The organism is Prevotella corporis DSM 18810 = JCM 8529, assembly GCF_000430525.1.
Classification (GTDB): domain Bacteria; phylum Bacteroidota; class Bacteroidia; order Bacteroidales; family Bacteroidaceae; genus Prevotella; species Prevotella corporis.
On record NZ_AUME01000001.1, the window covers coordinates 196,297 to 209,375 of the forward strand.

At 46.6% G+C, this 13,079-nt stretch carries 11 protein-coding genes; 7 read left to right on the plus strand and 4 right to left on the minus strand.

Annotated elements, in window-relative coordinates; all coding sequences use genetic code 11:
• Positions 1-11 precede the first annotated feature (11 nt).
• The 3 genes from H515_RS0100770 to H515_RS0100780 all read right to left on the minus strand — a co-directional run bounded on the left by H515_RS0100770 (position 12) and on the right by H515_RS0100780 (position 4,155).
• Entirely contained in the window at positions 12-938 is a 927-nt protein-coding gene (locus tag H515_RS0100770; protein ID WP_025876255.1) for a magnesium transporter CorA family protein, read from the minus strand.
• Positions 939-1,634: 696 nt separating this feature from the next.
• Positions 1,635-3,089: an aminoacyl-histidine dipeptidase gene (locus H515_RS0100775; protein WP_025876253.1), complete on the minus strand. Its 1,455-nt coding sequence runs from the start codon at positions 3,087-3,089 to the stop codon at positions 1,635-1,637.
• A 46-nt stretch (positions 3,090-3,135) separates the two neighbouring features.
• A complete protein-coding gene (locus tag H515_RS0100780; RefSeq protein WP_025876251.1) occupies positions 3,136-4,155 on the minus strand; it encodes a lysylphosphatidylglycerol synthase transmembrane domain-containing protein in 1,020 nt (339 codons plus the stop codon).
• A 76-nt stretch (positions 4,156-4,231) separates the two neighbouring features.
• Between H515_RS0100780 and rsmA the strand changes: the two genes are divergently transcribed.
• The 7 genes from rsmA (at position 4,232) to H515_RS12760 (ending at position 11,655) form a co-directional block, all read left to right on the plus strand.
• The gene (gene rsmA / locus H515_RS0100785; protein ID WP_025876250.1) at positions 4,232-5,038 is read left to right on the plus strand and encodes a 16S rRNA (adenine(1518)-N(6)/adenine(1519)-N(6))-dimethyltransferase RsmA; all 807 of its coding nucleotides are present in this window, start codon (positions 4,232-4,234) and stop codon (positions 5,036-5,038) included.
• Complete coding sequence (locus tag H515_RS0100790) at positions 5,039-5,512, plus strand: GAF domain-containing protein (protein WP_025876248.1); 474 nt, start codon at positions 5,039-5,041, stop codon at positions 5,510-5,512.
• 78 nt (positions 5,513-5,590) lie between these two features.
• Positions 5,591-6,151 carry a ribosome recycling factor gene (gene frr / locus H515_RS0100795; protein ID WP_028901450.1) on the plus strand — a complete coding sequence of 187 codons (561 nt, stop codon included), beginning with the start codon at positions 5,591-5,593 and terminating at the stop codon, positions 6,149-6,151.
• 84 nt (positions 6,152-6,235) lie between these two features.
• Complete coding sequence (gene rsgA, locus H515_RS0100800) at positions 6,236-7,180, plus strand: ribosome small subunit-dependent GTPase A (protein ID WP_025876246.1); 945 nt, start codon at positions 6,236-6,238, stop codon at positions 7,178-7,180.
• Positions 7,181-7,320: 140 nt separating this feature from the next.
• Positions 7,321-8,229 (plus strand): GLPGLI family protein, encoded by a 909-nt coding sequence (locus H515_RS0100805; RefSeq protein WP_028901451.1) that lies wholly within the window; start codon positions 7,321-7,323, stop codon positions 8,227-8,229.
• Positions 8,230-8,250: 21 nt separating this feature from the next.
• Positions 8,251-9,138: a GLPGLI family protein gene (locus H515_RS0100810; protein ID WP_025876244.1), complete on the plus strand. Its 888-nt coding sequence runs from the start codon at positions 8,251-8,253 to the stop codon at positions 9,136-9,138.
• Positions 9,139-9,153: 15 nt separating this feature from the next.
• A complete protein-coding gene (locus H515_RS12760) occupies positions 9,154-11,655 on the plus strand; it encodes a carboxypeptidase-like regulatory domain-containing protein (protein WP_238300118.1) in 2,502 nt (833 codons plus the stop codon).
• Positions 11,656-12,072: 417 nt separating this feature from the next.
• On the opposite strand, the gene H515_RS0100820 is transcribed toward H515_RS12760, so the two are convergent.
• The gene (locus H515_RS0100820; RefSeq protein ID WP_025876241.1) at positions 12,073-12,939 is read right to left on the minus strand and encodes an aldose 1-epimerase family protein; all 867 of its coding nucleotides are present in this window, start codon (positions 12,937-12,939) and stop codon (positions 12,073-12,075) included.
• Between the last annotated feature and the right edge of the window lie 140 nt (positions 12,940-13,079).

Below are 13,079 nucleotides of genomic sequence, written 5' to 3' on the forward strand. Positions count from 1 at the left end.
TCAGGGATGGTTTATATGAGTCTTTTATGCCGAAGAATCCACCATGATGCGCCAGACACGATCACCGAGATGAGCAATGCCACAATAAAGCCGAACTTACTGGTCTCCATGCCGTTGACAACGTTCATTCCGAAGAGCGATGCAATGAGGGTTGGGAACATCATGATGATGGAAACGGATGTCAGCGTACGCATGATGGTGTTCATGTTGTTGTTGATGATGCTGGAATATGTGTCCATCGTCGATTCAAGAATGTCGGAGTAGATGCTTGTCGTTTCGCGTGCCTGGCTCATCTCGATGTTTACGTCTTCGATAAGGTCAGCGTCGAGCTCGTCAACTTGTAGCTTGAACTTCAGTTTGGCCAGCAGGTTCTCGTTGCCTCGTATGGATGTGATGAAATAGGTGAGCGAATCTTGCAGGCGACTGAGTCCGATGAGACTCTCGTTGTTCACCTCCTTGTCGAGGTTTCGTTTGGCCTTCTCTATGAGGTTGTTGATTTGTTTGAGTCGTTTCAGATACCACACCGCCGAACAGAGGAAGAGCCGGAAGGTCATATCGACATAATCGGTGAATCCTTCGCCACGTTTTTGCTGGTAAGTGACGAAGTCGAGCATCATGTTGGTCTCGAAATTGCACACGGTAATCGTCACGTCGCGCTTGTGGATGATACCCAACGGAACTGTTGTGTAAGGCGTTCTTGAGCGGATCTCCTTGACATAGGGAATGCGGAGGATAATAAGCATCCATCCATCGTCATATTCGTAGCGCGCACGCTCATCGGTATCGCTGATGTCCGACAGGAAATAGTCGGGCAAGTTGTAGGTTTCTTCTAATTCTTGTTGTTCCTGCTCTGTTGGACAGGTGACTTGAATCCAGCAGTTGGGTTGCCATTCCTTGATGGTATTCAGGGGTCCGCTAATGTTCCAGTATGTTTTCATTTGCTAATCTCCAAAAAAAATTATGGTGGGGATTAGCAAACTGTTATGTTGCAATCCTCACGTTAAAAGTTAAAGGTCGTCGCGTGATAATCGTCCATTCGTATTAAAAGATTGATTTGCGAGTGCAAAATTAGGCAAAATAATCTGTTTGACCAAGCAAAATGTCAAGTTTTTGTTCCTTTTGTTGAGCTCATTCATTCCGATTGATGGACATCTTAGGGCAGACAGTGTCTGTTATTCGGTACATTACTACTGAATGACACGCTGTTGGTTAATGATTTATGTATGTACAAGTGCCGATCGTTAGCCCAAGTGTGGTCTGCCACTCCATGTGGCTTTACAAAAGTGACATGCTAAGTGGGTGTGAAAAATGTTGACAAAAGGTCTTTTTGTATCCAAATTGTAATCGTTTGAAAATCAACGCTATAGCAAAGTTGTTTTAAAAGCTTACCTTTTGCACGGCAAATGCTGCCCTTTCGTGTGCTGATAGTTGACCTTTCGTTGTGCGAAAGGTTAGTAGCGGTTAGAGACTGTTTGATTTATTTTTTACAGATATTTTACTGCTTTATGTTGAACACCTGTTTTTTATGCATAGAATCCCACTACCAAAAAATCCGTTGCATCGGCAGTGTCATCGCCTCAATGCAACGGATGGGATGTTATTCTGACTCGGTCAGAATGGATTTCGTCAGATGTTTATTTAGCTGGGATTTCCTCCAGTGTCTTCAACAGCAAGTCCCAGAATGGCTTGGCTGTTGCAATCTCGAAACGCTCTGTAGCTGTGTGCGGGCTGCGGATGGTCGGGCCGAGGCTGACAACGTCGAGATGAGGATACTTGCCGAGGATAATGGAGCACTCAAGGCCAGCATGGTCAACCTGTACGATAGCCTCCTCGCCGTTGAGCTCTTTGTAAACCTTCTTCAGGAGGTTCAGGATTTCGCTGTCTGGGTTAGGATCCCAACCGCTATAACTTCCGCTCAGTTCTGTCTTCATGCCCACCATGTCGAAACAGCTCTTGATCTGATTGACAACGTAGTCTTTCATGTCCTCACGTGAAGAGCGTGCCAGAATCTTAATGTCAGCCTTGTTGGCGTTGATGTTGACAATGGCAAGGTTGGATGAGGTCTCAACAACGTTTGGATAAGCAGGAATCATGCGAACGATACCGTTGTGGCATGCGTAGATGGCATTGATGAGATTGTCCTGAATTTCTGTCGGAACGAGTGTCGAAGGCTTCTCTGTGTCTTCGACAAAGAACTCAACGTTCTTCTCGATGGTCTTGAACTCGCTCTCGATGAGTTGGCGCTGATCCTCTACCATCTTCTTCAGTGCAGCCACTTTGTCGTCGGCGAGCGCCAGAACAACCTCTGCCTTGAACGGAATGGCATTGCGCATGTTGCCGCCCTGCCAGCTGGCAAGACGCGCTCCCAGTTCAACGACAGCTTTACGCACAAGGCGGACCATCTCTTTGTTGGCATTGGCGCGTCCCTCGTTGATCTCCAGGCCAGAGTGACCTCCTCGGAAACCTTTCAATGTCACTTTCACGGCAGTTTCCTGATCGTTCTCTACCTCCTTGTACTCAAGTGTTGATGTGATGTCGATGCCACCAGCAGAACCGATTACAAACTTACCCCATGTTTCAGAGTCGATGTTCATGAGGATATCGCCGTTCAATTCTCCCTTTGGAAGGTCGTTTGCACCAAACATTCCCGTCTCTTCGTCCTTTGTTATGAGACCTTCGATTGGACCGTGCTTCAATGTCTTGTCCTCCATGATGCCCATAATAGCCGCAACACCAATGCCATCGTCAGCACCCAGTGTGGTGTTGTTGGCATACACCCATCCGTCGGTGATGTGTGTCTCAATAGGGTCGGTCTCAAAGTTGTGCTTGCTGTCTGGACTCTTCTGTGGAACCATGTCCATGTGGGCCTGAAGGATAACTCCCTTGCGGTTTTCGTAGCCGGGACTTGCTGGTTTGCGCATGATAACGTTACCAGCCACGTCAACAGATGCCTCGACTCCAACTTTCTTTGCAAAGTCGAGCAAGTATGCTTGAATTTTCTCCATGTGTCCTGATGGACGTGGAACTTTTGTCAACTCGTCAAAATTGCGCCAGAGTGCTTCTGGACTGAGATTTCTAATTTCACTCATAGTTCTTTTTATTTTAAGGGTTAGTATTTATTCCGATAGATTTTCCTCATGATGGCTGACCTAAAGGCAACTCTTTGCTGGCTGTCGGTTTCGTGAAAGCCAGTGCGATCCAAGCGTAAACGCCAAGCAGTACTACCAGTAAAGTTTGGATGGTATGGACAATCAGCACGAAATAGAGTGCATGAACGTCGGCAACACCATATAATATCAGCATTGTTTTCACAGCAAAATGCCAAGGTCCCGCCCCGTTGGGTGTGGGAACAATGACCGCTATTGAGCCTACCACAAAGCAAAGCAGAGCGCACGTGATGTCTAAATTGCTCGTTGCTTCGAAACAGAAGAACGTCAGGTAGAAATGGAGAAAGTAACTCACCCAGATGGCAAAGCTGTAGAACAGAAACAGCGGCACGTTCTTCAGCCTTCTCAGCGAGATGATGCCTTGCCAGATGCCCGAAAGGGTTTCCTTCACTTTGTCGTGGATGGCCAATTTCTTGCGGATGACATAGAGAAGAGTCAAGGCGGCTATGCCGCAGATGCCTGTAACAAGCCATCCGGTTGTAGAGAACATGTACAGAAAATCGTCAATCCTTGTTCCTGTTCTTGAGAAGAACGTGCCGAAAACTCTTATTTGGGTAATGAATGCCAATGCCGTTATCAGCAATACAATCAGGCTATCGACCGCACGTTCTGTAACTACGGTGCCCAAAGCTTTTGAAAAACCTATTCTGTCGTAACGGTTGAGAATGCCACAACGGGCAAACTCGCCTACCCTGGGTATGACAAGGCTCACGGCATACGACAGAAAGATGGAGTTGACTGAGACGGAGTTGCGTGGTTGCTCACCCATAGGCTCCAGAGTCTGCTTCCACCGCCATCCGCGGAATGCCTGTGCCAGCACCCCGAATGGCAAGGAGAGCAGCATCCATGTCCAGTTCATCTCGTCGATGAGCACACTTTCAATGCTGGTGAAGTCGAAATCGCGGTACATCCAATAAAGAATGCTGCCACCCAAGAGGAGCGGTAGGATAATCTTTATGCCATTATAGAGCAGTTTCTTCTTTCCCATTCGATGAGCAAAGATACTAAAATGCTTTTAAATACAAAATAAAATATCTATCTTTGTAGCCAATTAAAGAAAAATTATGAAATCAGTCAGACCTAAAAAAAACCTCGGTCAGCACTTCCTTACCGACCTGAATATAGCCAAGCGGATTGCCGACACTGTGGATGCCTGTCCTGAAATACCAATATTGGAAATCGGACCAGGTATGGGAGTTCTCACTCAGTATCTCGTGGAAAAGCCAAGGGAGGTTAAGGTCGTGGAAATCGACGACGAGAGCGTGTCGTATCTCTATCAGAAGTTTCCGGCACTGCACGATAATATCATGGGTGAGGACTTCCTGCGGATGAGTCTCCATGAGGTGTTCGGCGGACGACAGTTTGTCTTGACGGGCAACTACCCTTATGACATCTCGTCGCAGATTTTCTTTAAGATGCTCGACAACAAGGAACTCATACCCTGTTGCACGGGAATGATTCAGCGGGAAGTGGCGCTTCGGATGGCTGCCGAGCCAGGGAACAAGACTTATGGCATCTTGTCGATACTCGTTCAGGCATGGTACGACGTGGAATATCTGTTTACTGTTGATGAAGGGGTGTTCAATCCACCACCAAAGGTGAAGAGTGCTGTCATCAGAATGACCCGCAACGCTACTACCGATTTGGGCTGCGATGAGAAATTGTTCAAACGTTTGGTAAAAACCGTGTTTAATCAGCGTAGGAAAATGTTGCGCGTAAGTCTAAAACAGATGTTCCAAACTATGCCACGTGAAGGTTTCTACGCACAGGAGGTTATGACAAAACGCCCGGAACAGCTATCAATTCCGCAGTTTGTGGAGCTGACAAACAAGGTGGCGGCAGAATTAGAATATATAGACGGTAATCGATAAATGGAGAAAAAAGAAACTTATGAACTGCTTTTGAAGCAGGTAGAGGCACTCATAGAGGGTGAGGCGACTAATGAAATGGGGGTGTTGGCTAACGTGTCATCGGCCCTCCATTATGCGTTCGACCGTTTCTTTTGGACTGGATTCTACTTGCAACGTGCTGAAAATTCGCTTCTGCTGGGACCTTTCCAAGGGACAGTGGCTTGCTTCAACATTCCCATTGGAAAAGGAGTGTGTGGCAGTGCCTTTGCCGAGCGTCGTACTCTCATAGTCCCCGACGTGGAAAAGTTCCCCGGACACATCGCCTGCAGCTCCGAATCAAGGTCGGAAATCGTAGTTCCGTTCTATGATGTGAAGGGCGAACCTGTTGGCGTTCTTGACATTGACAGCAGGGAACTCAACGCTTTTGATGAGACAGATGCCCACTATCTGGAGAAAATCATGAAAGTGTTGACGGAAAAAATCTATCAACGATGATACAAAAACAAAGCAAACGTTTGTGAAATTCCGAAATATTGCATATATTTGTACTAAATTTTTAATACAATAAAGATTATGATAGACGTTAAAGCAACTTTAGGCGAAGCCGAAGAGCGCATGGAAATGGCTGCAATGTATCTTGATGAGCAGCTGGCTCGTATTCGAGCAGGCCGCGCCAACGTAGCCATCCTCGATGGAGTACGCGTAAGTTCATACGGTTCAATGGTTCCTTTGAACCAAGTAGCTTCCGTAACAGTGCCCGATCCACGTACAATTGCCATCAAGCCATGGGACAAGAAGGCTATAAAAGATATAGAAAAAGCAATCATGGACTCGGATGTCGGCATCACACCTGACAACAACGGCGAGATAATCCGCCTCAGTTTGCCTCAGCCTACCGAAGAGAGGCGTAAGGATCTTGTGAAGCAAAGCAACAAGATTGGTGAGCGAACGAAAGTCGAAGTGCGCAATGCGCGTGCCGATATCAAGGACAAGCTGAAGAAAGCCATCAAGGACGGTCTATCCGAAGATTTAGAAAAAGATGCGGAGGCGGACTTGCAGAAGATTCACGACAAGTATATCAAGAAGATAGAGGCATTACTTGAGGAGAAAGAAAAAGAGATAATGACAGTATAGACAGGCTCGCCGTCGCCCCATCATTGTGTCAAGGTGGGGCGAGTGGGCTTTTGTTGTCATCTGATACATGAAGAATAGGGCTTTATGCGTGGCTTGGTGATAAAGAATACCGGCAGTTGGTACACGGTGAAGACCGACGATGGCCGAATTATCGAAAGCAAGATTAAGGGCAATTTCCGATTGAAGGGAATCCGCTCGACTAATCCTGTTGCTGTGGGTGATTATGTCCAGCTCATCATCAATCAGGAGGGGACAGCTTTTATCTCTGAGATCGAAGACCGTCGCAATTATATCATTCGTAAATCCCCCAACCTTTCGAAGCAGAGTCATATCATTGCTGCCAACCTTGATCAGGCTTTCCTCATCGTTACGGTTAATTATCCAGAGACATCCACGACCTTTATTGACCGATTTCTTGCCGGAGCAGAGGCATATCGAGTCCCTGTCGTACTCGTTTTCAATAAGTACGACCTTCTCTCAGAAGAGGAACGCACCTACCAGAAGGCCATGATGAAACTCTACAAGACTATCGGTTATCAGTGTGTCGAGGTGCAATCGACAGCCGATGCCCCAGAAGGCAAAAGACTTGACCAGCTCAAACCCCTGCTTGAGGGTAAGGTAACGCTGATGAGCGGGAATAGTGGGGTAGGCAAATCGACCATCATCAATGAGTTGTTGCCTGACGCCCAGCTTCGCACTGCGGAGATTTCCGATGCCCATAACACTGGGATGCACACCACAACATTCAGCGAAATGTTGGCATTGCCTACTGGCGGTTACATCATAGATACCCCAGGCATCAAGGGATTTGGCACATTTGATATTGACAAGGAAGAGTTGACAAGCTATTTCAGGGAGATTTTTAAGTATTCGGAGGCCTGTCGATTCTCAAATTGCACACATACGCACGAGCCGGGCTGTGCTGTTTTGAGGGCGGTTGAGGAGCATTATATATCAGAAAGCCGCTACAACAGTTATCTTTCCATGCTCGAAGACAAGGACGAAAATAAGTATCGGGAGCCCTTTTGATCCCTTTTGTATCTGTTATTCCCCACTGTTATGTTCTTTTTCTTACGAGATGTTTGTATATTTGCAAATGAGATGACTTGGAAACTGACACTTTTTTGACACCATAAGTGGAAAGACCTTTACTAAAATGATAATTCTGTATGAAAAAAAACATTATCCCTGCAATTTTATTCTTTGCTGTATTGACAGTATCGGTAAAGCTTTCTGCAGCCAATAGGCCAGCTGACGAACAGGATAAGGTCATTGACAAGGTGCAATACCGCATCATTTACCAGACGAAAAGTGTCAGCGATACAGCGAGTCGCGATTCAACTGGCGCTTACCAGTATGACACCGACGAAATGAGGCTCGACATCGGGACTAAGATAAGTCGATTCTATAGTTACATCAATGAACATTACGATTCGCTTTTGGATAAATATGCCGAGCGGGGCGACGTGCAAGTGTTGCCTGATTCGGAAGCAGGCAGCTTGCAATGGGTGGTTTACAAGAATTTCCCCGATGGGAAAACGCAAGTTTTGGACAACGTCTTTATCGACGAATTCAAGATCATCGAACCCACTCAACAACCTGAATGGCAGATGGTGGAGGGCGCATGTCAACCCAAATGGGAAGTGATTGCTGACAGTGTAGTCACGATTCTTGGCTACAAATGCCAGATGGCGCGCACAAGATTCAAAGGAAGGGAATGGTGGGCATGGTTCGCCGAAGACATTCCGCTCGACAACGGTCCGTGGAAGCTGTGCGGTCTGCCCGGCCTGATACTCCGTGCCTTCGATTCGGAGCAGCAATATATGTTCGAGGCCGTCGGATTGCAGCAACTGAAGGGCACCGCCGACATCGTGTATAAGGCCAAATACGAAAAGTATGAGCCGATATCGATGAAACAATTCGTAGAGTTGCGCAGCAAAGTCACACCGATGGATGCTTTTTCTGCGAAGGGTATCAAGATAAGTGTTGACACCAGCGCAGCTGATGTTGACAAGAACGAGCTGATGCAACATCTCAATGGGCGGACTCCTTATAATCCAATTGAGATTGTTGAATAGTAAATATATAGGTTTTCATACATGAGAAGATTTTATTTTATTCTTATAACGTGCATTTTTTCACTGTCCATCTCGGCACAGCGTGTCATCAATCCGAACCATAGAAAGGAGCAAACGGTAATTGACAAAGTTCAATACCGGGTAACTTATCGCACCAAAAGCGTGCAGAATACGGAAAATAAAGATGAGAGGGGAGGATATATTTACAGCTCAGACGATATGCGACTCGACATCGGGTCGAAGCTGAGCAAGTTCTATAGCTATTCGAAGGAAGCCTATGAAGCAAAGATGCTGGAATATTATCAGAAGGGTAGCTTTGACACACGTCCGAAAATGAATGGCGGCGCATTGTCGTGGGTACTTTATAGAAACTATCCTACGGGTAAAACGCTCTACCTTGATGCTGTGTTGATGGATGAATTCCGAGTCGAAGAACCGATGGAACAGCCCGATTGGCAGCTTGTGCCCGACAGCGTGGCGACGATTCTTGGATACAACTGTCAGATGGCACGCACGATATACAAGGGAAGGATGTGGACAGCATGGTACACCGAGGACATTCCGCTCGACAATGGTCCGTGGAAACTGTGCGGTTTGCCCGGACTGATACTCCGTGCCTACGATTCCGACCAGCAATATGTTTTCGATGGCGTAGGACTGGAACAGTTGAACGGTTCCGCCGATGTGTTATATAATAAGGTGTACGACAAGGCCGAGCAGACCACGATGAGCCAGTTCGATGATTTGGCGGCCAAGACGACAATCTATGATGTCATGCGTGCCAAGGGTTATGAAGTGAAGGTTGTAAGTGTGGGCAACGGTGATGGAACGAAAGAAGATGTTCTGAGAAGTTTTCGACAGCGAACACCGCGAAATCCTATAGAATTGGCAAACTCTACAAAGCAATAGCGGACAGTGACACAAGTGAAAAAGCATATTTGTCTGATAATCCTCTGTATTCTGTCGGTGTTGCCTGGTGCAGCGCAGATGAAAATTTCGGGTGTCGTGGCCGACTCTCTCACCAGACAACCCGTGGCGAAGGCTAACGTTATGGTGTTGAAAAATGGTAAAACTGTGAGTTTCGCACGTACCGACGAGCATGGAAGATTCACCGTATCGACATCATTGTCATCATTACAACAGACTGAACTGCAGGCCACGGCAATGGGCTTCGAGAAGAAACGACAACCGCTCGCCAAGCCATCGGACAACCAGATACTCTTGTCGCAAAAGACTTTTGAGATGCAAGAGGTGATGGTCAAGGCAGGTCCAGTGACTGGAAGGAAAGACACCATTACGTTCGACCTTACCAGATACGCTTCAGAGCGCGACAACTCGCTGAAGGATGTGCTGAAGAAGCTACCAGGAGTGCAAGTTGCTGGCAACGGACAGATAAGCGTCAACGGGAAGAATCTCAGCCGTTTCACCGTCGAGGGACTCGATTTGAGCGATGGACGATATAATAAGCTGACTGAAAACATCAAGGCTAAAGATGTGAAAAAGGCCGAAGTCATAGAGCACGACCAGCCAATAAAGGCCCTGCGCAATAAGATTCACACCGACAATGTGGCCATGAACGTGGTGTTGAAGGACTCAGCGCGTGACCAACTCTCTGTCACGCTACGCCCCTATTTCATGGTGGGCGAGCCAACTCATGTGGGTGGAACGGCGAATGCTATGCAGATAGGTCGGAACAGGCAGATGATGTACGACGTTGCATACGACCGCAGCGGTCGGGATGTAAGCGAAATCAACCGTCAGTTCAGCTTCGATTTCCGTGCACCGCAGCCCTCGACGCTCCCCGACTGGTATCCGGTGGCCTCGCTCCAAGCTCCAATCTCCGATAGCCGTCTCCGCTTCAACACATCGCAGAATTACGGTGTGAGTCACCTGACGAAAACGAAAACCGATGCTGAGGTCCGATTCACGGCAGGTTACTTTCGTAATGTTCTTCGTCAACGAACCGACAACCACTCTGTTTATTATCTTGAGGATGCGCCGACGGAAACCTTGGAGAAGCGCAACCTTCTGTTGAAGGAAGATGAGCTCAACTTTGCCTTCAACCGAAAGTTGAACAACGATAATAGTTATGGCAACATCAAGTTCACCCTCGACGCTTCACAGAGCGATGCCCTCTCAATGCTGGAAAGCACAGGGAACGGGGCAACGAGCCAGCAAGTACGCAATCCCGAAATCAATCTTTCGGGCTACATCTCCAATACTTACACCAAGCGACGTGGAACGTTGAGCTGGAATTCCATACTCGACTACCACCACTCACGCAACGATCTCTATCTGGATGCCAGTCGTTCGTCGCTCAACAACAATCTCTGGCACACCAGTCACAGTCTGGAATGGTCAACTCGAAGGAGATATGTCACGCAGACCTATGATGCCGAAGTGTCCATGGAGCATTTGAATGTGATTCACGGCGACACGAAACTCGCTTTTGCCACTTCTCCCTCATGGAGATACGAGCGAGGTAGGGTGAAACTAAGCTATACACAAGGAATCAACATGGATTACTATAGCCGAATGGACAAGTTGAGACTCTACCTCTTACCATCGCTCTATTTTCAATACAAGAAGAGCAGTCGGACAGAAATTTCCACAAGATTGAGCTACGGCGAGTCAGGCAGCGACATATCCGACTTTGCCATTGGGAGCTATCGGAACAGCTACCGTTCGATTACTACTGCGCCAGATTTCATTGCCTCTGCCCGTTCGCTTAATTTCTTCATGAGCCACAGCTATAAGAAACTGGTGCGGGAGTTCTTCGTTAACACACAAATCAGAGCCTTAAGAATGTGGAAAAACTCGGCGATGGATATGCGGATAAGCAATGGGAACTATCTCTACTCCACAGTTAAGCACAACAACCAGTACGACAATGTCAATGTTGGGATAACCATATCCAAGGGCTTCTACGACCTTCATCTGAAAACGGCCGTCACCATGAGCGGCGGTTACAGCCGTGGCGAGCAGTATTCGGCGGGCAACGTGGTGAAATACGACTATCGACAGTTGGCTTTCAACCCGACATTGTCGTTTGCGCCCTCGTGGATGCAGGTCGATTATGAAGGAAACTTCCAGCTCGGTAAATCCCATTCCGATAATGTCTCGTTGGCAACACTCTTCAATTGGAACCAGCGGCTGACGCTCACGTCAACCATATCGAATGTTGACATCTCGTTGATGGGCATGTTTTATCACAACGAGTTGCAGACGTCATCAACCGTTAATACCTTCCTTGCAGATGCACAGGTCGTTTGGCGTCTGAAGCACGTGCGCCTTTCGGCTCAGTTGAGCAACATTCTCAACAAGCGGCCCTATGTCGAAACCTCCTATAGCGGTGTGGGAATTTTCACCAATGAATATCAGCTGCGCCCGCGGGAGTTCCTCCTATCAGTCCAATTTTCCCTTTAGTTGGTTAACAATAGCCAATAAGTGGCAGTCTTTGTGATATTCCCTGTTTCAGTTAGTCATAAAGATAGCCACTTCTTTGTGCCAAGCTAAGCACCCACCTTGCAGTCTTTTTGCAACGATATTGTAAAGTGTTGAAAATCAGCACGATATCTTTCTGTTAGCAAAAGGTCACCTTTTACATGCTGATAGGTCACCTATCATCGTGCGAAAGCTTAGGTTTTGAAAATAGATTGATAACCTATTATTGTTTTTTGATTAATTGAATATGCAATAGTTGATGAAGTTACAAATTGTAATAAAATCGTATTAATAGAGTGCTATTCTTTCTATTATTGGATGAAAAATAAGCCTTTTTCGTGTCAAATATGCAGTTTTGTTTTAAAATTGTAAGCAAATTTAAACATCCTTATTCGGAATTTATTTGATGGTAATAATATATTCACTCATGAAACTTGCACCTGGCTGCAGATGGTTCATGAGATATCGGTCCTTGAACTCTCCGCAATAGTTTTCTGCATCTGCAATCCCATACCACGGTTCTATGCAAAGGAAAGGCGCATTCTTACCGTAGGGAGTCCAAATTCCTACGGCCGGAGTGTTGAAATGAAGCGATACTTGCGGCATTCCTTTTCTATTAAGTAACTGTATGTCATTAAGTTGGCAGCGGTCGAAGACCAAAGCGTCATCCTTGAAAGTCTGTTCGTCGAACTCCAATATGCCTTCGTCAGTCTCAAAGTCTTTGTAGGCTTCCAGTCGGTTACCCTCGTGGTTGAGAACCGTGCGCTCCAACTTTTCTTGGCTGAGTTTCAGGTAGCCCTTGACAGGCTCACCCTCTTTCATATCGGGAATATTGAAGGCCGGATGTCCGCCTATCTGAAAGTGAATCTCTTTATCGTCAATGTTCTGTACGTGCCAGACGGCGTGTATCTTGTTTCTTTCCAGTTTATAGCTGATTCCCAGAATGAAGTGGAAAGGATAATTTTCATAACTTTCCGCTGTGTCATGCAAACTGTAAACCAACCGATTGTTTTCTCGCTTGATGAGTTTGAACTTCGAATCGCGCGCAAACCCGTGTCTTTTGGCATGGTATTCCTTTCCGTCAACTCTGAAAGTGTCGTGCCATACTGCACCAACAATAGGAAAAAGGATGGGAGAGCGTCGGCCCCAGTATCTTTTGTCACCTTGCCACAGGTATTCCCTCCCATTCTCGTCCTTGATACTCGACAGTTCAGCGCCTAAGTCTGAGACTTGAATTGTCAGATAGTCATTTGCTATTTTTTCCATGTCGCTATGTTGTTTCCGAAATAATTTGAAAGCCTACTGTTTCTTTTAGAATGATTAGGCTGGTGGTCTTGCAAAGTTAAGGATAAAAATTGAAAGCCAATACCTAATTTTCCATGTTTATTTTCCTTTTTCAAGGTCAA